The organism is Simiduia litorea, from assembly GCF_042853465.1.
In the GTDB taxonomy this organism is placed as follows: domain Bacteria; phylum Pseudomonadota; class Gammaproteobacteria; order Pseudomonadales; family Cellvibrionaceae; genus Simiduia; species Simiduia litorea.
This window is the reverse complement of record NZ_AP031497.1, coordinates 2,174,069-2,200,774: the sequence shown is the minus strand read 5'-3', so window position 1 is coordinate 2,200,774 and position 26,706 is coordinate 2,174,069. Positions and strand designations below refer to the sequence as shown.

General features: G+C 48.4%; 22 protein-coding genes. 5 read left to right on the top strand and 17 right to left on the bottom strand.

Features of this window, described 5'->3' with window-relative positions; all coding sequences use genetic code 11:
- Positions 1-67: 67 nt before the first annotated feature.
- A complete protein-coding gene (locus ACGHTT_RS09800; protein ID WP_390594955.1) occupies positions 68-2,167 on the bottom strand; it encodes a carboxy terminal-processing peptidase in 2,100 nt (699 codons plus the stop codon).
- Between the two features lie 503 nt (positions 2,168-2,670).
- Here ACGHTT_RS09800 and ACGHTT_RS09795 point away from each other — a divergent pair.
- Entirely contained in the window at positions 2,671-4,905 is a 2,235-nt protein-coding gene (locus ACGHTT_RS09795) for an NADP-dependent isocitrate dehydrogenase (RefSeq protein ID WP_390594954.1), read from the top strand.
- Positions 4,906-5,075: 170 nt separating this feature from the next.
- Here ACGHTT_RS09795 and ACGHTT_RS09790 read toward each other — a convergent pair whose 3' ends face one another.
- The 8 genes from ACGHTT_RS09790 to gyrA form a co-directional block, all read right to left on the bottom strand.
- On the bottom strand, positions 5,076-6,110 hold the full coding sequence (locus tag ACGHTT_RS09790) for a Kelch repeat-containing protein (RefSeq protein WP_390594953.1): 1,035 nt from the start codon (positions 6,108-6,110) through the stop codon (positions 5,076-5,078).
- A 608-nt stretch (positions 6,111-6,718) separates the two neighbouring features.
- Positions 6,719-7,834, bottom strand: a complete 1,116-nt coding sequence (gene rfbB / locus ACGHTT_RS09785) for a dTDP-glucose 4,6-dehydratase (RefSeq protein WP_390594952.1) — start codon at positions 7,832-7,834, stop codon at positions 6,719-6,721.
- A gap of 62 nt (positions 7,835-7,896) precedes the next feature.
- On the bottom strand, positions 7,897-8,778 hold the full coding sequence (galU, locus tag ACGHTT_RS09780; RefSeq protein ID WP_390594951.1) for a UTP--glucose-1-phosphate uridylyltransferase GalU: 882 nt from the start codon (positions 8,776-8,778) through the stop codon (positions 7,897-7,899).
- 36 nt (positions 8,779-8,814) lie between these two features.
- Positions 8,815-10,164, bottom strand: a complete 1,350-nt coding sequence (locus tag ACGHTT_RS09775) for a phosphomannomutase CpsG (RefSeq protein ID WP_390594950.1) — start codon at positions 10,162-10,164, stop codon at positions 8,815-8,817.
- A gap of 52 nt (positions 10,165-10,216) precedes the next feature.
- Positions 10,217-12,454 carry a bifunctional prephenate dehydrogenase/3-phosphoshikimate 1-carboxyvinyltransferase gene (locus ACGHTT_RS09770; protein WP_390594949.1) on the bottom strand — a complete coding sequence of 746 codons (2,238 nt, stop codon included), beginning with the start codon at positions 12,452-12,454 and terminating at the stop codon, positions 10,217-10,219.
- Positions 12,454-13,071, bottom strand: a complete 618-nt coding sequence (cysC, locus tag ACGHTT_RS09765; RefSeq protein WP_390594948.1) for an adenylyl-sulfate kinase — start codon at positions 13,069-13,071, stop codon at positions 12,454-12,456. The genes ACGHTT_RS09770 and cysC overlap by 1 nt, the downstream gene beginning before the upstream one ends.
- Positions 13,072-14,190: a prephenate dehydratase gene (pheA, locus tag ACGHTT_RS09760; protein ID WP_390594947.1), complete on the bottom strand. Its 1,119-nt coding sequence runs from the start codon at positions 14,188-14,190 to the stop codon at positions 13,072-13,074.
- Between the two features lie 29 nt (positions 14,191-14,219).
- On the bottom strand, positions 14,220-16,784 hold the full coding sequence (gyrA, locus tag ACGHTT_RS09755) for a DNA gyrase subunit A (protein WP_390594946.1): 2,565 nt from the start codon (positions 16,782-16,784) through the stop codon (positions 14,220-14,222).
- 280 nt (positions 16,785-17,064) lie between these two features.
- On the opposite strand from gyrA, the gene ACGHTT_RS09750 reads away from it, so the two are divergent.
- From ACGHTT_RS09750 to ACGHTT_RS09735, 4 genes are read left to right on the top strand one after another with little or no spacing between them, the layout of a single operon-like run.
- Positions 17,065-18,381, top strand: a complete 1,317-nt coding sequence (locus ACGHTT_RS09750; protein WP_390594945.1) for a TRZ/ATZ family hydrolase — start codon at positions 17,065-17,067, stop codon at positions 18,379-18,381.
- 40 nt (positions 18,382-18,421) lie between these two features.
- Positions 18,422-19,129, top strand: a complete 708-nt coding sequence (gene ubiG, locus ACGHTT_RS09745) for a bifunctional 2-polyprenyl-6-hydroxyphenol methylase/3-demethylubiquinol 3-O-methyltransferase UbiG (RefSeq protein ID WP_390594944.1) — start codon at positions 18,422-18,424, stop codon at positions 19,127-19,129.
- Positions 19,122-19,796: an HAD family hydrolase gene (locus tag ACGHTT_RS09740; protein ID WP_390594943.1), complete on the top strand. Its 675-nt coding sequence runs from the start codon at positions 19,122-19,124 to the stop codon at positions 19,794-19,796. Before ubiG ends, ACGHTT_RS09740 begins: the two co-directional genes overlap by 8 nt.
- A gap of 11 nt (positions 19,797-19,807) precedes the next feature.
- Positions 19,808-20,569, top strand: a complete 762-nt coding sequence (locus ACGHTT_RS09735) for a YciK family oxidoreductase (protein WP_390594942.1) — start codon at positions 19,808-19,810, stop codon at positions 20,567-20,569.
- Here ACGHTT_RS09735 and ACGHTT_RS09730 read toward each other — a convergent pair.
- From ACGHTT_RS09730 to ACGHTT_RS09695, 8 genes are all read right to left on the bottom strand, one after another.
- The gene (locus ACGHTT_RS09730) at positions 20,564-21,088 is read right to left on the bottom strand and encodes a hypothetical protein (protein WP_390594941.1); all 525 of its coding nucleotides are present in this window, start codon (positions 21,086-21,088) and stop codon (positions 20,564-20,566) included. The two genes, ACGHTT_RS09735 and ACGHTT_RS09730, sit on opposite strands and share 6 nt — an antisense overlap.
- Before the next feature lie 2 nt (positions 21,089-21,090).
- Positions 21,091-21,537: a DUF2802 domain-containing protein gene (locus ACGHTT_RS09725; RefSeq protein ID WP_390594940.1), complete on the bottom strand. Its 447-nt coding sequence runs from the start codon at positions 21,535-21,537 to the stop codon at positions 21,091-21,093.
- A 15-nt stretch (positions 21,538-21,552) separates the two neighbouring features.
- Entirely contained in the window at positions 21,553-22,038 is a 486-nt protein-coding gene (locus tag ACGHTT_RS09720; RefSeq protein WP_290263369.1) for a chemotaxis protein CheW, read from the bottom strand.
- A 107-nt stretch (positions 22,039-22,145) separates the two neighbouring features.
- Complete coding sequence (locus ACGHTT_RS09715) at positions 22,146-23,021, bottom strand: chemotaxis protein CheW (protein ID WP_390594939.1); 876 nt, start codon at positions 23,019-23,021, stop codon at positions 22,146-22,148.
- Positions 23,021-23,815, bottom strand: a complete 795-nt coding sequence (locus ACGHTT_RS09710; RefSeq protein ID WP_390594938.1) for a ParA family protein — start codon at positions 23,813-23,815, stop codon at positions 23,021-23,023. Before ACGHTT_RS09710 ends, ACGHTT_RS09715 begins: the two co-directional genes overlap by 1 nt.
- Positions 23,816-23,865: 50 nt before the next feature.
- Positions 23,866-24,906 (bottom strand): flagellar motor protein MotD, encoded by a 1,041-nt coding sequence (gene motD, locus ACGHTT_RS09705; protein WP_390594937.1) that lies wholly within the window; start codon positions 24,904-24,906, stop codon positions 23,866-23,868.
- 5 nt (positions 24,907-24,911) lie between these two features.
- The gene (locus tag ACGHTT_RS09700) at positions 24,912-25,652 is read right to left on the bottom strand and encodes a flagellar motor protein (RefSeq protein ID WP_390594936.1); all 741 of its coding nucleotides are present in this window, start codon (positions 25,650-25,652) and stop codon (positions 24,912-24,914) included.
- A gap of 1 nt (position 25,653) precedes the next feature.
- Positions 25,654-26,688, bottom strand: a complete 1,035-nt coding sequence (locus ACGHTT_RS09695) for a chemotaxis response regulator protein-glutamate methylesterase (protein WP_390594935.1) — start codon at positions 26,686-26,688, stop codon at positions 25,654-25,656.
- Between the last annotated feature and the right edge of the window lie 18 nt (positions 26,689-26,706).

The following is a 26,706-nucleotide window of genomic DNA, read 5'->3' as shown; positions in this document are numbered from 1 at the left end:
GAAGTGTTAATCGGGCAAACAAAAAAAGAGCCCCAAGTGGGGCTCCCATTATGTTTCTATTATTCCACTATTCTTGAAAGTTAGCTAACTTGCTGCTGGCTTCTACCCGTTGGCTGGTGATGAAGTCTGCCAACACAAAACCCGCCTCTTGCAGCATGGCATCTTTCTCCGTGTCTATCTGTATTGGTCCGCTGAGGGCGTTAGCGTTCTCTTCTTCATTTGCAGACTTGAGTGCATCATAGCTAGGGTAGGGCTCTTCGCCCTTAGCTTTACGGCGAGCGTTCTCACTAGCCAAGTTGCGCTGATCGAGCAAGGTTTTTTCAGTTAAGCGAGTCTTTTCATTCAGTGAAAGCGCCTTTTTGTCTTTAAGCTCAGCGACCATTTTTAGCTGTTCTTTAAGGAAGTTAAAGTCTGGGCTAACGGCCACTCTCGCTTCGTGCTGCGGGTTAATTTCCTTCATTAGCTCCGTGATGTCGTAATACTTGTCATGAGCAACTGCATGAATTTTATCCCACGGCAGCGCGGTTTCATAAGAGCTTTCACCAACTTCGCTACTGTCAATTAGGTTGGGTAATAAGATATCTGGGATTACGCCTCGGTGCTGAGTACTATCACCAGAAACACGGTAAAATTTTGACTCTGTGATCTTCAGCTGCCCCTCTTGCAGGCCAGTCAAGGATTGTACAGTGCCTTTACCGAATGATTGTGAACCTACAATAATACCTCTGCCGTAATCCTGGATTGCTCCAGCAAAGATCTCAGATGCCGACGCGCTTAATCGATTGATTAGGACGAGGAGGGGGCCACGATACACAGCACGGGACCGAGATCGATGATGGCGTGAAATAGTTTCGTTAGATTGCCGAATTTGAACTACCGGCCCTTGATCAATAAATAGATCCGTTAAGGTAGTGGCTTCTTGTAATGAGCCGCCGCCGTTGTTGCGGAGATCTAATATGATGCCATCAACATTTTCCTGGTCAAGCTCCTGTAACAGCTGCATGACATCGCGCGTTGTACTCTTAAAGTTTGGATCTCGTTGCCTATAAGCCTCAAAGTCTAAATAAAAGGCTGGCACATCGATAACACCTAAGCGGTAAGTACTATTACCTTCTTTAACTTCGAAAACAGCTTTTTTAGCGGCTTGCTCTTCAAGTTTTACCCGCTCTCGGCTAATGGTTACCGTTTTAATAGCGGTAGCATCTTCATTGGCCGGCTGTATTTGAAGCCGCACGATGGTGTTGGGTTCACCGCGAATGAGTTGCACAACTTCATCCAGGCGCCAGCCTACGATGTCGATTAACTCGCCTTCTTTACCCTGACCTACCGCTAAAATTTTATCGCTAGGTTTTAGCTGGCCAGTCTTGTCTGCAGGTCCTGCAGCCACTAAGCGAACAATCTTTGTAAACTCATCCTCGGTCTGCAATACCGCGCCAATACCTTCCAGCGAAAGCGACATGTTGATATTGAAGTTTTCCAAGGTCCGTGGCGACAAATAACTGGTGTGTGGATCGTAAAGTAGGGTCAAGGCATTGATTAATGTTTCAAAGACATCTTCGCGGTCCTGTTGCTGGAGGCGAGATTGCTGATTTTTATAGCGACGCGTTAGTGTGGTTTTCGCTTCCTCCACCGTTTTACCTGACAGTTTTAGCGACAGCACAGCCGCTTTAACACGCTTGCGCCATAGCTCGTCGGCCTCCGCTTTGTCCTTTGGCCAGCTCGCATTTTCTCGATCCGCGTCAAGTGCCTCATCGACGGTAAAATCATACTGTGTTTCAGAGTCCTCAAGCTCGGCAATGATAGACAGCAGGCGAGAGTTTATTCGCGCGGTGTATCGATTATAAATTTGAAAACCTATAGCCAAGTCACCTTTTTTAAAAAAATCATCAAACTTGGCTCGAGATTTTTCGAAGTCAGCAATGTCTGATGCATAGAAATAGGCTCGGCCAGGATCTAGTGTTTCCAGTAGCTTATCGAGGTAGGCACTTGAAAGGTTGTCGTCTAAGGCAAGTTTGCGATAGTGACGGGTACTCAACTTGTCAATAATCTCTATCGCTGTTTTGGATTGTGTCTCGGTATACGTTAACGGCGCTGCAGTATCTACTACCTTAGCCCCCACATGTATCGCAAATAACAGCGCAGTGACTAACAGAATTGTACTTCTCATGTGCTACCTGTATCTAAAATTGGCACCCGATATCGGGGTGAAAAACGATCAAAGCTGGGAAACCCAAGGTTTGACCTCAACCAAGTAAATTGGGTTCCTGCAGCTTAGCAAATTGCCAGCTATTGAGCATTAAAAGCAAGTAAATACGGGTTGAATGTTACCTTAGTTGCGCCAGAGTACCGGTTTCACCGCTGAATCGTCGGCAGAGGAGCGCGCCTAAAGCTTACTTCGATAGATTTTCGGCTCTATTTTGGTGCGATCTTCCCGAGCCTTGTAGTTTTGTGACTAAATATGCCATTACGTTCTAGGCATGAAGCTTCTGTTTGCCCAGTATTTTGGGGGTATTTGCTTGGAAATCTAGGAATAGTGGGGGTTCAAGCGCAGTGTAGTTTTTTTACAACCTATAAATACGGGCCAACTTTCTGTATGATGCGCACGCAGAATTCACAGATAGATGGCCGAGCCTGCAGGCTTGGTTATTGGCTTTGTATAACGGGGTTTACATGACAATTCAGAAATCGAAAATTATTTATACGTTAACAGACGAAGCGCCGGCCTTGGCGACTTACTCATTGCTCCCTATCGTTAACACCTTCTCCGCAGCTGCTGGTATAGAGGTTGAAACCAGTGATATATCATTGGCAGCCCGCATCCTTGCCAGTTTCCCCGAATACTTGGCTGACGATCAAAAAGTACCCGACGCACTTAAGGAACTAGGTGAGCTAACCCAAGACGCCAATGCCAACATCATTAAACTACCTAACATTAGCGCTTCCATTCCACAGTTAAACGCGGCCATTACTGAGCTGCAAGACAAGGGTTACAAGATTCCAAGTTACCCAGAAAACCCCGGTGACGATAAAGAGAAAGATGTAAAAGCTCGCTACGCCAAAGTACTGGGAAGCGCTGTTAACCCTGTGTTACGCGAGGGCAACTCAGACCGTCGCGCTCCCGGTGCTGTTAAGCAGTATGCCCGCACCAATCCACACTCCATGGGTAAGTGGAGCCAAGCGTCTCGCACTCACGTTGCCCACATGCGCGAAGGTGACTTCTACGCCAGCGACATCTCTACCACTATGGCCAAGGCCGGCAAGGTCAAAATTGAATTAGTTGAAGAGGGTGGTAAAACCACGCTGTTAAAAGAAGTCGCCGTGCAAGCTGAAGAAGTGGTTAGCGCCCAGTTTATGAGCACGCGAGCGTTGCGCAAATTTCTCGACGAAGAAATCGAAGGCGCGCGCAAAGCCGGTCTTTTATTTTCACTGCACATGAAAGCCACCATGATGAAGGTTTCAGACCCCATCGTATTTGGTCACGCGGTAACCGTTTATTACAAGAAAGCATGGGAAAAGCATGCGAAAACGCTGGCTGAATTAGGTGTTAACCCTAATGATGGCATTGGCGCTGCGCTGCAAAAGATAGACAAGCTGGGCTACTCCAAGCGCTCTGAAATCGAGTACGACATGCGTCGCTGTTATGAAACTCGACCCATGTTAGCCATGGTTGATTCAGACAAAGGCATCACCAACTTACACGTGCCGAGCGACATTATCGTCGATGCCTCTATGCCTGCAATGATTCGCGCCGGTGGCATGATGTGGAGCGCGGATGGCAAATTGGCCGATACTAAAGCCGTTATACCCGATAGTTGCTACGCCACTATTTACCAGGAAGTGATCAACTTCTGTAAGCACCACGATAATTTTGACCCGCGCACCATGGGCACAGTGCCCAATGTTGGCCTGATGGCACAAAAAGCCGAAGAATATGGCTCACACGACAAAACATTCACCCTGCCAGCTAACGGTAGTGTGCGTGTGGTCGATGAGAGCGGTAAGGTTTTGCTACAGCATGACAAGGTGGAAGCAGGGGATGTATGGCGGATGTTTACCGCTAAAGATGCACCTATCCAAGATTGGGTCAAACTGGCGGTAACGCGCTCGCGCGCCTCGGGCATGCCTGCCGTATTTTGGTTGGACGCCAACCGTGGCCACGATGCTGAAATGATCAAAAAGGTTGAGAAGTACTTAAAAGACCACGACACCAATGGCTTGAATATCCAGATTCTTCCGCCAGACAGTGCCATCCGCTTCACCATGGAGCGGTTAAAGCGTGGTGAAGATACAATTTCAGTCACAGGTAACGTACTGCGCGACTACCTCACCGATTTGTTTCCGATCTTAGAGCTGGGAACGAGTGCAAAGATGCTTTCGATTGTGCCATTGATGAATGGCGGCGGCCTATTTGAAACGGGTGCCGGTGGTTCAGCGCCTAAGCACGTGCAGCAGTTCGCGGAAGAAGATCATCTGCGCTGGGACTCCTTAGGTGAATTTTTAGCCCTAGCCGTTTCCTTTGAAGATGTTGCCGTTAAAACCGGTAACAAGAAAGCACAGGTGCTAGCCAAAACACTTGATCAAGCAACGGGGAAATTATTGGTAAACGATAAGTCGCCATCGCGTAAGGTTCGAGAGTTAGACAACCGTGGCAGCCATTTTTACTTGGCACAATATTGGGCCGAAGCCTTAGCCGCGCAAACGGATGATAAAGAGCTTCAAGCAGCCTTTGCTCCCTTAGCCAAAGCGCTTGTAGAACAGGAAGCTGTGATTGTGAAAGAGCTGACTGATGCTCAAGGTGAGCCGGTTGATATGGGTGGCTACTTCCAGCCCGATGCCGCAAAACTTGAAAAAGCCATGCGTCCAAGCCCAACACTCAATGCGTTGCTAAACAAATCAGCTAAGTAGTGTGCTGTAAGTAGTCAGCTAATTTTGCGCTGTAACCTTGCAGCAACGAGATAGCTTTTAGAAAATGGTTAGCCTCAAAAAGGCTAACCATTTTTCGTTTCGAAGATTGGAATTACCCGTCTGTCATGGGAATAGGGCACGCTACATTGGGTTTGGCGCTAGAACATGTGTTATTTGCAACCAACTGAACAAAAGGGCAGTCCTGCTAGGTTAAGCCGCTCGATGGTTGTTAATTCCGGCCCACCACCTCTGTTGCCACTGCCGGATATTGTGTAAACATACTCACCCACTTTAACCAAGCCCGTCCCATGTCTTCCTTCTAGGTTACTTGGCCAAGCCCTCCACGTCTTTGTCACAACATCGTATACATCAACCTCCGTGTGTGCTGGCACTTGGCTAGCACTTTCACCGCCAGCGATGATCACGTTGGAACCTATGGCAATAGCACTATTTCCCGCTCTCAAGTTCGGTAACGCCTCTCGTTCGGTAACAGCTAGCCATTGCTGTTGTTCAAAATTGTAAACATTGCCGTATTTGACCGTAAGTGACATATCTTGGTCGGTTTCCTTTGACGTGGTTCTACCTGCAAAAGCAAAAAGGTAGTGTTCCGCCGTCACGGCTTGGAAGTGATCCCGCGCGTGAGGTGCATTGTCGAGCTCGCGCCACTGGCCGTCTTTCGGGTCATATTCATCGAACCAAGGTTGATAGCCGCCCATGTGACCGCGGGTGATTCCTCCAATAAGATAGATTTTATCGCGATAGACAACGGCACCTGCAGCGCCACGTAGACGATGAGTTGGTATCGGGTCGCCAATCGTGAATTGATCCGTAAGTGGGTCATAAATAATCACATGTTTAACGGGTACCTCGTTGGGCCATTGTCCAGTCATGGCACCTAAAATGTAGATCTTTCCCTGCCACACAACCGGCTGAAAATGATGAAGTTCGAAGGGAGGCGCTGATTTACGCGTCCAGCGTTGAGTTTTTGTGTCGTACACATCCGTGGGATTAACCCGACGGCCGCCCATTAGAAATATATTATGCTCGATAGCAACCAAGCCAGCCTCATGGCGTGCTGTCGGACTGCCGATCGCATGTACCGTTTCCCATGCGAACGGCGCTTTACTACTATTACAGGCCGCTAACGACAGCAGGATGAGCGTGATACAAACAGAATTGCCTAAAGCCAGTGACGTAATTTTCATAGAGAGATAGGAGTGATGAGTTAATGTTGTCCATTAGACTATAATAAAAGTGGCTTTGTATTCAATGTGGCGATGGCATTGTGTTTATCGGTGCGCACTTGTTTACCCGCTCAGTCTAACAACGCGAACTAGCTCATTAACCGAAAGGGCAGTCCGGCCATTAGTCCTTAGATAAAAAAGGAAGAATTAGTTAAGGGCGGGCTGGTTGCTAAAGTCCGTCAGGACTTTCAATTGCTCCAGCAATTTTTCCTTAAGCCCGTCCGCGCCATGCCGGCTGATATTTTTACCACCACAATGGGCCAATCTAGGGCGGCTTATGCAAAAGAGAAAGAAAAAGCCGTCAGTAAATACTTGGTTGAGCTGAAACAGTCACCGGTGCGGCCATTAGACATTTGATGCGTTTGCCGGCACACATTGGCCTGTGGGCAGTTGCTCGTGAGTTGATGATAGTGTGTAGCTAGACGTAATTAACGCCAACCCCTTTGTCGATGCTTTACGTAATTTAACATAATATAGATTATGCGCAATTGAAGATGGCTACTTGGAAGGCTTTCTAGGCGGCTTTAGTGCTCTTTCAGACGTTTTCTGGTGGTCGGTTTAACACTAGTTCATGAGATTTCGCGGCCACCTGCCGTTTCAGGCAACAAGGGTTGCCACCAATCCTGATTCGCCAAATACCACTCGAGCGTTCGCTGTATGCCGGTGTCGAAAGTTTCCGAGGGCCTATAGCCGAAATCTTCTGTTGCTCTGTTAATGTTTACGGCATATCGCCGATCGTGCCCGGCGCGATCGCTGACATGGGTAATCAACTTTTCCGATTCATTGTTCCTGGCTGCAAGCGCCGTCGGAAATTGTTGCGACAGCTCGGGCTTAGCCTGGAACAATTGGTTCATCTTGCAGCAAATATATTTCACTAGGTCAAGATTTTTCCACTCATTTTCGCCGCCGATATTGTGGCGCTGGCCTGTGATGTCGCCCTGTAGAATCAGCTCGATAGCGCGTACATGATCCTCGACGTATAACCAATCTCGAATCTGTTGACCGTCGCCAAATAGCGGGATTGGCCTGTTATGTAAAATGTTGGTAATGATTAAAGGTATCAATTTTTCAGGGAATTGAAACGGCCCGTAGCAATTTGAGCAGTTTGATGAAGAAACCTGAAGTCCATAGGTTTGCTGGTAGGCTCTCACTAAGTGATCCGATGCCGCCTTACTCGCCGCGTAAGGTGAGTTAGGGGCGTAAGTTGATTGCTCGGTGAAGGCCGAGTCACCTGCTGCCAATGTGCCGTAAACCTCATCAGTGCTAACGTGATGAAATCGATGCGCTTTCGCCGACAACCCCGCCGCTGCGGGTTTGTCTAGCCAAATGGCTTTCGCCGCCTTGAGTAAACTAAACGTGCCCATGATATTTGCTTCAATAAAGGCATCGGGGCTGGGTATAGATCGATCGACGTGGGACTCAGCGGCAAAGTGCACTAAAACATCAATGTCATGCTTGAGTAACAGTGACTCAACCAACGGTTGGTCACATATATTGCCTTGCACGAATTGAAAGTTTGAGCGGGATTCCCATTTAGCCAAGCTAGACCGGTTACCCGCATAGGTTAGAGCATCTAAAACAATTAGCTTCGCCTGAGGATTTTTTTCTAACCAAAAATGTACGAAATTCGCACCAATAAAACCTGCACCACCGGTGACTAATACGTTAAGGCGCGAAGAAGGCAAATTAGAAGTCCTGAATAATGTAGACGTGCTACACAGTTACGATTTAAGCCTAAAAATTGCGTCTACCGAATACGTTCGATATGCGCGCGCGTATAGGCCGCCAAATCTTCCCGCTCAAGCGCCATATCGATGGTAGCTTGAATATAGCCTTCTTTACTGCCACAGTCATAACGCTTACCGTCGTAACGATAGGAATACACATCCTCTTCCATTAGCAGCGCTGCGATCCCATCGGTCAACTGAATTTCACCGCCCGCTCCTCTTGGTTGGGTGCGAATTTTGTCAAACACGCTAGGTGACAGCACATATCGCCCGGCGACCGCTAATGTTGAAGGCGCCTCCTCTGGATCAGGTTTTTCAACCATGCCGAAAATTTTCGCTGTTTGCTGTTGATCGCCTTTCACATCCAATATGCCGTACCTGAAGGTTTGTGCTTTTGGCACATCCTGGGTAGCCATAACTGAGCCGCCTGTTTGATGATGGATCTCAACCATTTGTTGAAGTATGGGCTTTTTTCCGACCATTAAATCGTCGGCCAGCAGTACGGCAAAAAATTCATTACCGACCAGGGATTCAGCACATAAAATGGCATGTCCTAAGCCCATGGCTTTCGGTTGGCGTACATACACACACTGCATGTCATCGGGCTTAACGGAGCGCACCATTTCTAGCATTTGGTGCTTATTTGCCAGTTCGAGCTCATGCTCCAGCTCAAATGCTGTATCGAAATGATCTTCAATTGAACGCTTGTGCCGACCGGTTACAAAAATCATCTCACGGATGCCTGCAGCATAGGCTTCTTCAACGGCATACTGAATTAACGGCCGATCCACAATGGGCAGCATTTCCTTAGGTATGGCTTTAGTGGCCGGTAAAAACCGAGTGCCCATGCCGGCCACGGGAAATACCGCTTTAGTAATGGGCTTTTGTCCTATATTCGTCATTTTATTGTCCTTGAAAACTAAAGAAGTGGCGGTTCATTAGGCTCTAAGCAGGGCCAATATCTGATCCGTTTTCTGCTGCATCAATTCTACGTCGCCCCTACTTTCCACATTTAAGCGCACAACAGGCTCGGTGTTCGACATGCGCAAATTAAATCGCCAGTCAGCAAAACTGAGACTAATGCCATCGGTTAAATCGATAGCCGTCGCATCCGTCTCAAAGTGCGCGCGAACACGCGCAATAGCAACTTTAGCATCACTGACTTTGCTGTTGATTTCACCTGGTGATGGGTATTTGGCAATGCGTTCTTTGAGTAGGCTAGATAAACTGGCATTTTTTACAGACAGCAATTCCGCGACCAGTAACCAAGGAATCATGCCGCTATCGCAATAAAAAAAGTCTCTAAAATAATGATGCGCGCTCATCTCGCCACCATAGACGGCATCCTCTTCGCGCATTTTTTCCTTTATAAAAGCGTGGCCTGTTTTGGATTGGATGGCCTTGCCACCGGAAGCAGAGACGATATCTTGGGTATTCCAAAATAGGCGTGGGTCGTGAATAACTTTTTGACCCGGGTTTTTTGCCAAAAACGCTTCGGCTAATAAACCAACAATATAATAGCCTTCGGTGAAGTTGCCCTGCTCATCAAACAAAAAACAGCGATCAAAATCGCCATCCCAAGCAATACCCATATCCGCTGAATGCAAGCGAACGGCATCTATGGTTGCTTGACGATTGCCCTCTTCCAAGGGGTTCGGAATACCATTTGGGAATGTACCGTCTGGTTCATGCTGTATTTTTATGATTTCGAAAGGTAGGTGCGATTCTAGTGCATCAATTACATGGCCCGCAGCGCCATTACCCGCGTTCACCACAAGTTTCAGTTGCTTTAACTTGGTTACATCCACATAGCCTAGTAGATGCTCGACATAAGCAGAGAGAATTGACGTTTTTGAATAACTACCCTTCTTAACTTTGGTTGGAAAGGTATTCTTTTCAGCGAGTGCTTTGATGTCTAGCAGGCCAGTATCATTACTTATCGGTTTGGAGTTACGGCGAACCATTTTCATACCGTTATAGTCGATAGGGTTATGGCTGGCCGTGACAACAACACCGCCATCCACGCCTAAGTGACTTGTGGCAAAATAAATTTCTTCTGTGCCACACATGCCGATATCAATAATATCCGAGCCGCCATCCATGACGCCCTCGGCAAAAGCCTGTTTCAGTTCCTCACTGGTAAGCCGAACATCGCCGCCGACAACGACCGATTTTGGGTTTAGGTATTCAACATAAGCCCGACCAATGCGATAGGCAATCTCTGTATTAAGTTCAGAGCCTAGCTTGCCTCGAATATCATAGGCTTTAAAACACGATAAGTTTTCCATTTCTTTACCTCAATAATCCTATTTCTTGTGAGTGTGCCATTCAGCTATACGACTAGTCAGCAACACGCAATTGCATGCCAACACCGTTCGCCAATTCGGCGAAATTTGGAAAGGACGTGGCCACGTTTGCGCAATTAAGAATGCGGATGCTATCTGAAGCGCGCAGTGATGCGACGGCAAAGGCCATAGCGATACGGTGATCGCCGTGACTTTCGACCACACCGCCACCCATCTTACCGCCTTGAATAATAATGCCATCATCAGTTGGCACTGCATCTACCCCTAATGTTACCAAGCCATCCGCCATGACTTGAATGCGATCGCTCTCTTTCACTCGAAGCTCCTCTGCACCGCGCAAAACGGTTTGCCCTTGTGCGCAAGCAGCCGCTACAAACAGCACAGGAAATTCATCTATGGCTAAAGGCACTTGATCTTCGGGAATATCAATACCTTTAAGTGGCGCATAGCGAACGCGCAAATCCGCTACAGGCTCACCGCCAACGGTTCTCTCATTGCTTACTGCAATATCCGCGCCCATTTGTTTTAGAATGTTGACAACACCAACGCGCGTTGGGTTCATGCCGACATGAGTTAAGGTAAGATCACTATCAGGTGTGATAGAGGCAGCCACCAAGAAGAATGCAGACGAAGAGATATCCGCAGGCACATCTATTTTTGTAGCCTTTAGCGCGCCGCCGCTGGTTAATGAGGCTTGCGCACCCTGACTTTGCACCTGATAACCAAAACCGCGCAGCATGCGCTCTGTGTGATCACGGGTAGGGGCTGGTTCAGTGACTTTCGTTTCACCTGCTGCATAAAGGCCCGCTAATAGCACACAAGATTTCACCTGTGCACTAGCCATGGGCAAGGTGTAGTCCAATGCCTTTAGTGATGCGCCACCTTTAATGATTACCGGTGGTAAGCCCTTCTCACCTTCGGCCGATATATGGGCACCCATGGCCTTCAACGGATTGACAACACGGTTCATCGGACGCTTAGATAAAGACTCATCACCGGTCAGTACAGAATCAAACGGTTGACCGCTTAAAATGCCGGCGAGTAAACGCATGGAAGTACCGGAGTTACCCACATACAAAGGGGCCGCGGGTTTTTTCAAACCATGTAGACCTACGCCATGAATCTTGACTCTACCGTTTACTGGACCTTCAATAACAACACCCATATCGCGGAAAGCTTGCAAGGTTGCAAGCGCATCCTCACCCTCCAAAAATCCTTCCACTTCAGTGACGCCTTCCGCTAAAGAACCGAGCATGATCGAGCGATGGGAAATAGATTTGTCGCCAGGTACACGAATGGTGCCTTTAACCTGACCACCGGGTTGCATGATGTATTCAATATTTGATGATTGCATTTTAGGAACAAACGCCTGCTTAGTTAATAGTCGAGTAAATTGGTCTCTTGCTTCTTTTGCCCGCGTGAATACACCTAACATGTACTCGCTGTCATCTTCGGCTACCGCAGACCTTAATCGTGAAAGGTTTGCGGTAAATAAATCGATAGCATTCAGCACGCTGGCCTGATTGGCACGCATGATGTCGTGCCACATGACGGGGTCGCTGGAGGCTATACGGGTAAAATCTCGAAACCCTCCGGCGGCATATTTAAATATATTTTCATTATCAGCATCGTGCGCCAATGTATCCACTAACGAAAACGCGATGGCGTGTGGCAAATGGCTCGTGGTTGCCAAGACGTCATCATGCACATCAACGGGCATGTGAATAACTTCACCGCCCACTGTTTGCCACATAGTTTCAACTAAATACAAATGACTGGCGCCCGCATTTTCTAGTGGCGTTAAAATAATACGATGATCTTCGTAGAGTGCTGGGTTAGCTGCGCTCACACCGCTTTTTTCGGACCCGGCAATAGGATGGCCAGGAATCAGCTGTGGCGGAACTTCACCATAGACCTGTTTTGCTGCCGCAATCACACTGCCTTTTACCGAGGCGCCGTCGGTTATGGTCACATCTGGGTGCAAGTAGTCTCTGCATTCAATTAAGACTTGGTCGACACTTAACGTTGGCACGGCGATAAAAACCAAATCACCTTTGACGAGTTGTTGTGCCACATCTTTTAAACAGAGGGCGCCGGTATCGATCACCCCTGCTTTAATAGCCTCGTCAATAGTCGCCTGCCGACGTGCGATGCCAATGACCGTCGTGCAGGCAGCGCGCTGTTTGAGTGCTGCGGCTAAACTAGCACCAATTAAGCCTACCCCTATAACGACTAAACGCCCAATAATGGGCGCCGCTTTTTGCTCAACCATTAATCCGCTTCCCTCGGGGGCGCCAGAACACCTTTGGCTTCCAAAAAGCTAATGACCTTATCGATGCAAGACTCGACACTGGCTTCGGCGGTGTTGATGACGCAGTCTGGGGCTTCGGGCGCCTCATAAACAGAGTCAATGCCGGTGAATTGTTTTATCTGCCCTGCCCTGGCTTTTTTATACAGCCCTTTCGGATCACGCGCTTCACACACAGACAAAGGGGCGTCGATAAACACTTCAAAAAACTGACTTTTCGGCAACAAAGATTTTGCGATAGCGCGCTCATCAGCGAAGGGCGAAATAAATGCACTAATGACGATTAAACCGGCATCGACCATCAGCCGGGATACTTCACCAATACGGCGAATATTCTCGATGCGATCACTGTCGGAAAAGCCGAGATCAGAGGTTAAGCCAAGGCGCACGTTATCGCCGTCTAGTAAATAGCTATGTTTGTTTCGAGCCAGAAGCGCTAACTCAAGGGCATTTGCTAGGGTAGATTTACCGGAACCACTTAAGCCAGTAAACCAGATCACACAGGGTTGCTGGCCCTTTTGAGCAGCATGCATGCGTTGATTAACGCTGTGCTCGTGCCACACTAAAAAACTATTTGCCACTTACAATACGCCCTTAGGGTAAGAGCCCAAGATTTTAAGATCTGACACGCGTTCTGCGACATCGGCTAATGCCAGTTTCACTCGCTCGTTGTCAATATGGCCTTTGAAATCGATAAAAAACACATAGGTCCATGCGCCAGAGCGCGAAGGTCGTGTTTCGACCCGCGTTAGGTCAACTTTGTGACGCTGAAAGGGTTCGAGTAATTCATGCAGTGCGCCAGGTGAATTTTTAACTGACGCGACAATGGAGGTTTTGTCTTCGCCGCTAGGTGGTACTTGCTCGGTGCCGATAATTAAAAACCGCGTCGAATTATCCGGCTCATCTTCTATTTTTTCTGAAAGGATTTTCAATCCGTACAGCTGTGCTGCCATTTCGCCAGCAATAGCAGCGGCATTCCATTCACCTTTAATACGCTTAGCGGCTTCAGCATTTGAGTTAACGGCAATGCGCTCAGCTTTGGGGTAATGGGCATCCAACCATTTACGGCACTGTGCCAAGGATTGTGAGTGGGAATATATGCGAGTAATAGCTTCTGTATGGGTAACATCAGACACCATCAGATGATGATGAATACGCAGTTCGACCTCGCCACAAATTTTTAAATTTGAACCGATGAAGTTGTCGAGCGTATGGGTTACCACACCTTCGGTAGAGTTCTCTACCGGCACCACACCATAGTTAACGGCGCCGGCCTCCACTTCTCTAAATACTTCGTCAATCACCGACATGGGGCGAGTAACGGCGCTGCTACCAAAATGCTTTAAAGACGCTTGTTGCGTAAACGTACCTTCCGGCCCCAAAAAGGCAACTTTTATCGGCTCTTCCAAGGCTAGGCAGGCAGACATAATCTCGCGAAAAAGGCGTGCCATTTCTTCATCGCCCAAGGGCCCGGTGTTGCGCTCCATCGCTCGGCGTAAAACCTGTGCTTCGCGCTCGGGCCGATAGTAGGTAACTTGCGGCTCACCCGAGGCCTTTTTTACTTCGGCAACGAACTGCGCACAACGGGCTCGCTCACTGATGAGTTCGCCGATTTGTGCGTCAATTGAATCTATGCGGTTTCTCAAAGCGATTAACGGCTCTAAGGCCGTTTTATCGTTTGTGTTTTCGTCTGTGCTCATGTGAATTCTCGTTCATACATCAGGTGAGGTTAATCCTCACCTTGACCCTCTAGCTCGTCCTCTTCCTCGGACTCTTCAATGCGCTCAACACCGACCAATTGTTCGCCGTCTTTAACTTTAATCAGGCGAACACCTTGGGTGTTGCGGCTTAGCACAGATACCTCGTCGACACGGGTGCGCACCATCGTGCCTTGATCAGAGATCAACATGATTTCTTCACCGGCAAGAACTTGCACTGCGCCGACTAATTCGCCATTTCGGTCACTGGTAGACATGGCAATAACGCCTTGGGTGCCGCGGCCCTTGGTCGGGAATTCAGCAACTTCTGTGCGCTTGCCGTAACCGTTTTCGCTCACCGTTAGTACGTAGCCCGCCTCTTGAGGCACGATCATGCCAACAACCGATTGGCCTTCGTGTAAGCGAATACCACGCACACCTCTTGAAGTACGACCCATGGCGCGAACATCTGACTCTTTAAATCGCGCTGCCTTGCCGCTACTGGCGAGTAATAAAATGTCGCAGTTGCCATCGGTAATGGCGGTTTCCACCAGCTGATCACCTTCATCTAATTCAATTGCACGCAAGCCGACACTGCGTGGACGAGCAAACTGCGACAGCACGGTTTTCTTAACGGTGCCATTCTCGGTTGCCATAAAGATGTAGTGATTGTCGTCATATTCTTGCACGGGCAGAATAGAGGTAATACGTTCGCCCTCTTCCAGCGGCAATAGATTCACCACTGGACGACCGCGCGCCTGACGACCTGCGAGAGGAATCTGGAACACTTTTAACCAATACACTTTACCGGCATTGGTAAACAACAAGACGGTGGCATGGGTACTTGCGATCAGCAAATGCTCAACGAAGTCCTCATCTTTAACGGCGGTTGCTGAGCGACCTTGTCCGCCGCGCTTCTGCGCTTGGTAATCACTCAATGGTTGGCTCTTAGCATAACCACCGTGTGAAATCGTGACCACGCGATCTTCTTCGGTAATGAGGTCTTCGATGGTTAGGTCGCGACGTGAGGTGACAATTTCTGAGCGACGCTGGTCGCCAAAATCTACGATAACCTGCTCAAGTTCAGCGCGAATAACCGCCATTAAGACGTCTGACGAGCCTAAGATTTCGAGGTAGCCCGCAATTTGCTCTAACTTTTCTTGGTACTCGGCCAGTAACTTATCGTGCTCCATGCCGGTTAAGCGGTGCAGACGCAATTCCAAAATTGCCTGAGCCTGTTCTGGCGACAGATAATATTTGTTTTCACGCATGCCAAATTGTTCGGGCAACCCATCGGGGCGACAGGCATCACTGCCTGCGCGCTCTAAAAACTGGCTAATGTTGCCAGATTCCCATCCGCGGGATAACAGCGCCTCTTTCGCGTCTGCTGGTGTAGCAGATGACTTAATGAGTTCAATCACCACATCGATATTGGCAATGGCAACCGCTAAACCTTCGAGCAAATGACCGCGCTCACGCGCTTTGCGCAAGAGATAGACAGTGCGACGGGTAACAACTTCGCGCCTATGTCGCACAAAATGCGAAAGCATTTCTTTCAAGTTCAATATTTTCGGCTGGCCATCGACTAGCGCAACGACGTTAATACCAAAAACGTTCTCTAATTGCGTTTGTGCGTAGAGGTTGTTGAGGATGACCTCCCCCACTTCGCCACGCTTCAGCTCAATGACTACACGCAAACCATCTTTGTCAGATTCATCGCGTAATTCGCTGATGCCTTCGATTTTTTTATCTTTTACCAGCTCGGCAATTTTTTCGATTAAACGGGCTTTGTTAACCTGATAGGGAATTTCCGAAATAACGATGCGCTCGCGATTATTCTTCGGATCAATTTCCACTACGGCGCGTGAACGGATATAGATGCGGCCTCGACCGGTGCGATAGGCTTCAATGATGCCGGCTCGGCCATTAATAATACCGGCGGTTGGAAAATCTGGGCCAGGAATGTATTCCATCAATTCATCGACGGTAATATCTTCATTGTCTATCAAAGCCAAGCAGCCCTTCACCACCTCAGTCAGGTTGTGAGGCGGGATATTTGTGGCCATACCCACAGCAATACCCGATGAGCCGTTAACCAATAAGTTGGGGATTCGGGTTGGCAATACTGCCGGTATTAATTCTGTGCCGTCGTAGTTGGGCACATAGTCGACCGTTTCTTTATCTAGATCGGCGAGTAAGTCGTGGGCAATTTTTGCCATGCGAATTTCGGTATAACGCATCGCCGCCGCGGAGTCGCCATCGACAGAACCGAAGTTGCCTTGGCCGTCTACCAACATATAACGAAGGCTAAAGGGCTGCGCCATACGTACGATGGTATCGTACACAGCTGAATCACCATGCGGGTGGTATTTACCGATGACATCACCCACAACACGTGCGGATTTTTTGTAAGCTTTATTCCAGTCGTTATTCAATTCGCTCATGGCGAAAAGTACGCGCCTATGAACAGGCTTAAGGCCATCTCTTACATCGGGTAAGGCCCGCCCAACGATAACGCTCATGGCGTAATCTAAATAAGATTGCTTCAACTCGTCTTCGATGTTGACAGGTAAAATTTCTTTGGCTAATTCACCCATGGAATACAGCTTTCCTTTTTGTTGTTTTAACCCGAGGTAAAAACCCCACAATCATATCTGACTAGGCTGCCCCATCTCGGCCTTGATAGGCGCGCGAAGAGGTAGTTATAGGCGCCGGATATTACCATATTTTCAATAACATAGGCACGCCCTCTGCTTCCCATCGCCGTTCGACGTTATACTGCTGAGCAAAAGGCCGTAAAGCGCTTAAATTTGCACACTTTTTACGCCGAATGGATCGTTTTTTGATCACTCAAGACTGCTGGAGCTTTCGATACTCATGAAAACCATAGATTGTTTGATACAGCCGCGGTGGATTGCACCCGTCATACCCCAAGGTAAGCTGTTAGAAGCCTGTGCTATCGCCGTGCACGAGGGCGTGATCATTGATATATGCACCGCCAAGGTTGCTACCCAGCGCTATCAGCCCATCAAGCATTATGAGCTACCCGAGCATCTCCTGTTCCCCGGTCTGATAAACAGTCATGGCCACGCCGCGATGACCTTGCTGAAAGGCTACGCCGATGACCAGCCGCTGAAACACTGGCTAGAGCAGCATATATGGCCAGCGGAAGCCCAGCACGTATCCTTTGACTTCGTCAGCCAAGGTACAGAGCGGGCAATGGCTGAAATGCTGCTCAGTGGTACAACCTGTTTCTCAGACATGTATTTTTATCCCGAAGCCGCCGCAAAAGTTGTGCACGCATCGGGTATGCGGGCACAACTTTGCTTTCCTGTGCTGGATTTCCCCACGCCGGGTACGACGAGTGTGGACGAATACTTCAGTAAAGGCCTAAAGCTTCACGATGAAATGCGAAACCACGCTAAGATCTCGGTGGCTTTTGGCCCTCACGCGCCCTACACCGTTTCAGACGAGCATCTTGAGCGGGTTGCCGTCCTCGCCTCTGAATTAGACGCCTGCATTCAAATACACCTGCATGAAACCTCGGAGGAAGTTGAAACTAGCCTCGCCAGTTACGGTATGAGGCCAATAGAGCGTTTAGCCAAACTCGGAATACTTGGGCCGAAAACCCAGTGTGTTCATATGACACAGATCACTGAGCGCGACCTACAACTACTCGCCGACTATCAGTGTCATGTGATCCACTGCCCTGAAAGTAATATGAAATTAGCCGGCGGTATCTGTCCCAGCGACAAAGTTCAACGAGCAGGTATCAATATCGCGCTGGGTACCGATGGCGCGGCAAGTAATAATGACCTCAACATGATCGGCGAAATGAAAACCGCAGCATTGATTGGCAAGGTGGCAGCTGGACGTGCCGATGCACTCTCGGCCCACGACATACTCAGCATGGCCACGATAAATGGTGCCAAAGCACTGGGCTTAGAGGATAAGATTGGCAGTATAGAAATTGGTAAACGCGCAGATTTGGCCGCACTTAAAATAGACGGTCTCGACGCGCCAGTCTATGACCCAGTATCGCATCTTGTCTACACCGACTGCGCGCAGGCTATTAGCCACGTATGGGTAGACGGTCGACTACTGGTGGAGAATAGATCGCTTAAAACGCTCGATCAAGCAGCCATAATAGAAAGCACTCAGGCTTGGCAAACTAAAATTGCCAATAAATTCTAGAAAAAACTAGCTCTTGCTTAATGGGATTAGGTAAAACCCGATGAATACAAATGTAGACAATGCAGAAGTCGCGAAATTTGAAGCGCTCGCTGCGCGCTGGTGGGACCCAAGTAGTGAATTTAAACCACTCCATGATATCAACCCGCTCCGGGCCAATTACATTGATTTAAAATCCAGCGTTGCGGGGAAAAAATTGCTCGATGTTGGCTGCGGTGGCGGCCTACTGTGCGAAGCAATGGCGCAGCGTGGCGCCATAGTTACCGGCATCGACATGGGTGAAGCCCCGCTGCAAATCGCACGATTACATGCCCTCGAATCAGAATTGACTATTCAATATAACCAAACCACCGCCGAAGCCTTTGCCGATGAAAACCAACAGCAATTTGAAATTGTCACCTGCCTTGAAATGCTAGAGCACGTACCCGATCCAAGCTCTGTCATAAAAGCCTGCGCTGCCATGACAAAACCTGGTGGGCATTTATTTTTTTCCACATTAAATCGAAATATAAAAAGTTATGCCTTTGCCATACTGGGTGCTGAATACCTTTTACAGTTGCTACCAAAAGGCACCCATGACTATAAAAAATTCATTCGCCCGTCTGAGCTTTCTCAGTGGATGCGGTCTGCCAACATCGAAGCGCAGGACATAGTTGGTTTAGCTTACAACCCGGTAACGAAAAAATATAAACTTGATTCAAACGATGTGTCCGTAAACTATATCGTACATGCAGTAAAACCCCATGGCTAAGAAGGTTTTTCTATTCGATCTTGATGGAACTCTCATCGATACGGCGCCAGACTTCGAGGCAACCATCAATGAGATACGGGCAGGCCTCCATATGCCGCCGCTTGGGTTGAGTGAGATATTACCCATGGTCAATTTGGGCGCCGCAGCCATGACTCAAATTGCATTTTCAGCTCGCGAGGCAGACCAAAATTTCAATCTGCTCAAGCAGAGCTTTCTCGATCAATACACCCAAAATATTGGTCGATATAGCCAGTTATATAAAGGGCTAGATAAACTGTTAAGACAGTTTGACCACGAAAATCATCCCTGGGGTATTGCGACCAATAAACCGCGCAAATACGCTGAACGATATCTAGCGTTTCTGCCGGCACAGCCGACGGTATTAATCTGCGGCGATGATGTTGAAAAGCCAAAACCAGACGCGATGATGTTACACAAAGCCGCTGACGCGTTTAGTTTACCTGCAAATCACCTAGGTTATGTCGGAGACCACGAGCGCGATATTATTGCCGCAAAGGGTGCGGGCATGTTTAGCATCGCTGCGGGTTATGGTTATCTGTCAGAGGGCGAATGCCCATCGCAATGGTTTGCAGACAAGATCGCCACGGATTCTACAGAGTTAGCGGAATTCATTTATACATTCACTGGAATAGCCAAGCAGTTTTAGGATAAAAGATTATGAATATCAATGAATATCAAGCCCCCAGCCAGCTGCTAAAAGACAAAATAATTCTTGTGACCGGCGCCGGTGACGGGATAGGAAAAACGGCAGCAGTAACCTTTGCTCGCCATGGTGCGACAGTAGTACTTTTGGGTAGGACTATTTCTAAACTAGAAAAAACCTATGATCTGATTGTTTCTGAGACATTGCCCGAACCTGCTATTTATCCTATAAACTTTGAAGGTGCGAGCGAGAAAGATTACAACGACATGTGCGACCGCTTGAACGAAGAGTTTGGGCTAGTCGACGGCATTCTTTACAACGCGGCAGAATTAGGCGATAGAACCCCGATTGAAAATTATGCGGCAGATGTATGGATGCGCCTCTTCCAAGTTAACGTACACAGTCCCTTTATGATGACGAAAGCCTTGCTTCCCTTATTGCGAAAGTCAGAGGGTGCGAGTGTACTGTTTACGGGGTCTAGTGTCGGCTACAAAGGTCGAGCCTACTGGGGCGCCTACGCTGCCAGTAAAGCAGCCGCAGAAAATTTAATGCAAACACTCGCCGATGAGGAAGATGGCACTAGCCGCGTGCGTATTAACAGCATTAACCCTGGCGGTACGCGCACACCCATGCGCGCCAAAGCCTATCCGGCGGAAAACCCCGGCTCCGTTAAAACCCCTGACGCGCTTATGCCCAGTTATTTGTATTTCATGGGTAAGGATTCAGAAGGCATTAGCGGCAAACAATTCAATACAACTGAATTTAGAGATTCATAAATCTCGATCTAATGACTTAGGTATCACTGCTGAGGGGGGCTCAGTGCTGGCGCCCTGAGTCTGCTGGGTGTCTGAAATTGCTGAACTATCGAGCTCATTACTTTGCTCCGCCGCATCATTATCGCTAGCCACTGGACTCTGGCTCGATTGAGAGACTGCAGGCTTAGGTGTAATGTCACTATGCGCCACAACGATATTATTCTTCACTACCACGGAATGAATCCTTTCCGTGGTTGCTACCGTTTGTTTTTGGTAGAACAGAAAAACCGACGTTTGTTTCTTGACTTGTTCTTCATAGCGATAGGTAAAGACCTGCTCGCCGGCACGTTTATCAATCGATGAGGGAGAACCTATATGTTGAAGCAACCACTGAGCGTTAGTGACTCCAACGTCAATAGAGTTCCATATATTGTCGGGTAAGGGTTGATTTTGATACTGATGGCTATGGGTTTCACGTATATCGACAGCGTGACATGAGCAGAGTAAAAAACTCACTGTGAGCAAGCAGATCTTGTTCACGCTTAATTAACCGTTTCAACCGCCGGCCTTTGCAGCATAGCCAGCAAATTTACTTCAGCTTGGGACATACCCGTTGCCGCGGCGACTTGAGCGACCGACAAGCCTTGATTGACCATGTTAGCCGCTTGTGCATACCGAGATTCAGCCTTAGGGATAGTGTAGTGAGTATCTGAAGCGGCAGTTTTGGCGTGCTTGGCTGTCGTCTTTCCTGCATTTTTTACAGCCACATTCTTTTCGATCGATAGTAGTTTACGCCCCATGCCTACAAGGCCACTGTTACTGGTATGAATTGCCCTTCTTAGATCTTCTAAACCTTCGCGCACCAAAATTTCTTGGCGTCTAACCTTAGCAACGCTGGTCATGGCAAGTGCGATGGCAATCCAACTCATGGCAACTACGCCCACGAGAATTACTTCAAGTGATGAAAATTGTGTAACTAGCTGCTCCATCTATCCGTCCCCTCTCTACACATTTTCCACATCAGCCCACTCTTCACCGGATAACAACTTGTTTAACTCGATGAGAATGAGCAGTTCGCTATTCTTATGGCAGACGCCCTGAATAAACTTTGCCGACTCGTCATTGCCGACATTAGGTGCGGTTTCAATTTCAGACTGCCGCAAATACACAACTTCGGCAACGCTATCGACTAATATGCCGACCACGTGGTTATCCGCTTCAATAATCACAATGCGGGTGTTATCGTTAATTTCGCCCGACTCCAAACCAAACCTATGCCGGGTATCAATCACAGTAACGACATTACCCCTGAGATTGATAATGCCCAGTACATAAGACGGTGCTCCAGGTACCGGGGCAATTTCGGAATAACGTAAGACTTCTTGTACCTGCATGACGTTAATGCCGTAAGTCTCGCCCGCCAGCTTAAAGGTAACCCACTGCAGGATTGGGTCATCGCTAGATTTGTTTTTTGCAGAGCTAGTAGCCATGTTCAAAGTTCCTCGACGAGCAGCGTCAAATTGTTAACGGCAGCCTCTTTAATATAGATTAAAGCAGCTTCTATGCCAGTGCGTTGCAAATATACCGTTCAAGCACGTTACGATTTCTTGGTATTCTTGTCTGAAGACGCCAAAATAACCCCCATATTTGGGATATCAATGAGTGCACACATGTGCTCTTTAACGGTTCCTGCCAACCATGGCCGCAACCCTCGCCCCTGCCGCCACTTAACATCGTCAGGGTCTAAGGTTCTCGGCTGCTGAACTGAGTCAACGGCTAAGCCCCAACTGAGGCCATCAATGGATATCACGTATTTTGCCGAACGCAAGAAAGCTGGGTCATAGCGTTCTGGCATGACGAAAAGCGCGGTATTAACGGTTTTTATTTGGCCCATTGGGGTGGGTTGAAGCCCCATAAACCATTTTGCCTGACCGAATATTGGCGTTAACTCTTCGGTGATCGGCTGAATTTGCCCAAGTGCTATCAACGGCACGGCCAATGTTAGACCGTGCACCTTAAAAAGAAGCACATCAAATCGTTCCTGTGCCCAGTTTGGCCGACCATTGTCACACCAAGCGATTTCTTTCAGCATTGCTTGAGGGGTTGGCGCCTCGGGCTCAGCCGCTAAAGCACTTGTTGGCGCTGGCGCCGGTGGAGGAGCCGCGGTGACTTTCAGTGCCGCCAAATTAGGGGCTTTAACCGACGCTGGGGCGGCGCTAGGCTGGCTGGTCAAAGGCGCCGAGCTGAGTAACTTTGCTAGCTTCTCTTTATCGAAACTCGGCGCGTCTACATATGGCTGTTGTACAGCTTGTACAGGTTTAGGCTTGGGTTGCGCCAAGGTCGCGGGCGCAGGCTTATTGAACGCCTCTGCCGGCTCAGAAGATGCCGCTATGTCTGCCGGGCGCTCGGGAGTCTCTTCGTATAAAAGCTCTGCAAGGTAATCGCACACGGAGTCTGTTGGGTTATTAATCATTAAGACACGTGCTCAAGGTTTGGCGCTTTGATCGTTAGAAACCATTTCAAACACTGGCGGTAAGCGTCGACGCCGTGACTTTCTGCACTAAAAACATGGGGAAATTGCCCGACTTTACTCGCATCGCGAAATTTAGTGTCTACCGGTATCCGTCCTGGAAAAACCAACTCGCCATAGTGATTTCTCAAATGCCTTAAGCTGGAGACAGACGCTTGGGTCCGGCGATCGTACATCGTTGGTAATATTGCATACTCAATGGCCTTTGGGCGTGAGCGCGACATCATCTTCAAGGTGTGCGTCATTCGCTCTAGGCCTTTGAGGGCAAGAAATTCTGTTTGCACTGGAATGAGAAGCTTGTCGCACGCCGCTAGGGCATTCACAAGCAATATTCCAAGCAACGGAGGGCTATCAATAATTGCGATGTCAATAGTAGATGAAATCAACCCTAGTGCTTTTCCAAGCACTAGCCCCAAGCCATCCTTCCCGATAGCTTGACGCTCAAGCGTTGCAAGCGCGGTTGAGGACGGCATCATTGAGACGTTAGGCATGGGCGTGGGAAGAAGAAGAGACTGAACAAACTCTTGACTCAATTTATCCTTGTATTGAAATAAACTGTAAGAGCCTAGCGCTTGGTGATCGGGATCTTTGCCAAAATAACTGGATAGCGAGCCGTGTGGGTCGATATCCACCAATAGCACACGCTTTCCTGAGGCAGCTGCGAGGCCTGCCAAAGTAATCGCGCTGGTGGTCTTACCAACCCCACCTTTTTGATTCGCCACGGTCCAAACTTCCACCACAACCCCGTTTTTAAAAAAGTGTTCGCCATTTAATTGACGCTGTTTGATTACTCATCAGTTTGCTCTGACCCACGCGCTGGATCGCTTGTAAAGAGTAGGCCACCACTCTCGAGTTTGATCGCCCGCAACCCATTTATCTTTGGCTGACCCGGTGCATCAGATGATTCGCTATCACCCTCTTGGGTCAGCGTCGGCACAAGTACAGGCGCCTCGCCAAATTCTATTAACGGATCTGCAGGCTCCCCGCTGGGTTGCTGTAACGATTCCGGCACGTCGACAAAGGTATCTGCCTCTAATATGCCGCTTACATCTTGGTTGTCTACTGACCGAGTCGGCCGATTTGGCTTTTCACGTGCTACCATCAAGACCACACGCCGATTTTGGGCGCGTCCGGCTTCTGTTGTGTTATCGGCAATAGGTTGAAATTCTCCATAGCCAACAGCCGATAGCCGCTCTGGCGTGACGCCACTTGCCGCAAGTAATTTTACCACTGCGCTGGCTCGGGCAGCGGATAGTTCCCAATTACTCGGGAACAGGCTAGTTTGAATCGGCTCGCTATCGGTATAACCCTCCACCTGAATCGGGTTGTTCGCTATAGCGAGGTGTTTTGCAATCTCAGCGAAAATTAATTCTGCATCCGCACTCGGTGTGGCACTGGCTGAACCGAATAATACGTTGCTGTTTAATGCAATTTCTAACCAAAACTCGTTGCTGTTAATAGACACCAAATCTCTATTGATAAGGTCAGCCAAGGACTCGGATAAATTTTCAGCCATATGTGGTAGATCGGCTTGCTTTTCAAAAGCCCCCTCACCCATACCTTCACCCAGTTTAGGTTGAGAATTCTCAATAACTGAGGGGTCACTTGATAAACTGGGTTGCCCAACCTGAATAGGATTCAGCGTCTGCGATTGAAATTTAAACGTACTTACCAGAGTATCAGATAAAACTCGGTATTTGGTCTCGGAGACTTGAGAAACGGAATACATCACTACAAAGAAGGCGAAAAGCAAGGTAATAAAGTCTGCATAAGAGACTAACCAGCGCTCGTGATTTACGGCTAAATGGGCCGATCGACGCCTGGCCATGTCAGTTACTGGATATACCCATTGAGTTTCATCTCAATGGCCTTCGGGTTTTCACCTTCGGCAATTGCTACCACAGCTTCAATAATAAGCTCTCGGTAGCGGCTCTGTTCCTGAACGCACATCGCGAGCTTATTTGCGATAGGAATGAGTAATAGATTTGCAAAGGCAACGCCGTATATTGTTGCAACGAAAGCAACGGCAATCCCCGGCCCAAGCTGGGACGGATCAGCTAGATTCTGCATCACGGAAATGAGGCCCATTACCGCACCTAAAATACCAATGGTAGGCGCGTAACCACCCATGCTTTCGTAAAATCTTACTGCGTCTACATCTCGGCCTTCAATAATGATTAAATCGTTTTCCAAAACTCTGCGGATATCTTCTGGTTCGCTGCCATCAACAAGCAGTTGCAAGCCTTTTCTAGCAAACAAATCCTTCTCAGTTTCAGACAATGTTTCTAGGCCAAGCAGGCCTTCTTTTCTTGCCGCCATAGCCCATTTGACACTGCGCTTTACACCGTCGCTAAATGGGGTCGGCGGCGGCGAAATAATCCAAGGCAATAATGACAATGAACGGCGAATGCGATCTTTAGGGGTCTGTAAGAGCGCAGCGCCAACAGTACCACCAATAACAATAAGCGCAGCCGGACCGTTGAGTAAACTATTCCAGCTCCCGCCCTCTAACATGTTGCCGCCAAGCAGAGCAGCAAAACCAATGAAAACACCAATCAAGGTAAGGAAGTCCACTTTATAACTCCTTAACCAGTAAATCGCTGATCTCTGATAGCTTAACTGTGCGATCAGATAAACCCTCGCGCACAATAGCTTGTGGCATACCGTAGATCACACAACTGGCTTCATCTTGGGTCCAAACCGTTCCCGCCCGCGCTTTTACCAGACGAGCGCCTTCTTTGCCATCGCTCCCCATACCAGTCAAGACGATTGCCAATACCTGATGTCCAAAGCATTTGGCAGCGCTGGCGAGGGAAATATCAACACAAGGGCGGTAGTTCACACGATCATCACCAGGAATAATTTGGATGTTTTTTACGTTTGGGTCGAGCATTAATTGTCGTCCACCTGGGGCTAGATACACCCTACCCGGCTTTAGGGTATCGCCAGACGCAGCTTCCCGAACCGATAGCGCGCTTTGTTTATCCAGGCGGTCCGCGTAGGCGCGGGTAAAGTTTTCCGGCATGTGAAGCACCAAAATGATAGGCACTGGAAAGTTTTTCGGTAGCTGCCTGATCACTTCTGATATTGCCAAAGGGCCGCCGGTGGATGCCCCAATCACAACAAGTTTTATGTTGTCTTTGAGTGGCTCACTAGTAACTATCGGTTCAGCTGGCTTATTCGTTGCTGACGATTTTACAACGGCCTCTCCCCTAGGTTTAGCGATGGCAATAATTTTTTGATGCAGCTTGGCTTTTAGTATTTCAGAGTTTTTTGAAACTTCGGAAAAATTTTTCGCTAGAAAATCTACTGCACCAGCTTCTAAGGCATCTAAGGTAGTGCGCGCGCCCTCGTAGGTTAAGGAGGAAAACATTAAAATGGGGGTTGGGCAGTCTTGCATGATGTACTTTACGGCACTAACGCCATCCATCATGGGCATTTCATAATCCATGGTGATGACGTCAGGTTTAAGTTGTTTGGCTTTTTCTATAGCTTCGCGCCCGTTGGCCGCTATACCAACAACCTGCAGCTGCGGATGAGAGCCGATCATCTCCTTCAGGCGTTGCTGAAAGAAATTAGAGTCATCAACAATAAGTACCTTGATGACCATCTATTGCTCCCGTAAAAA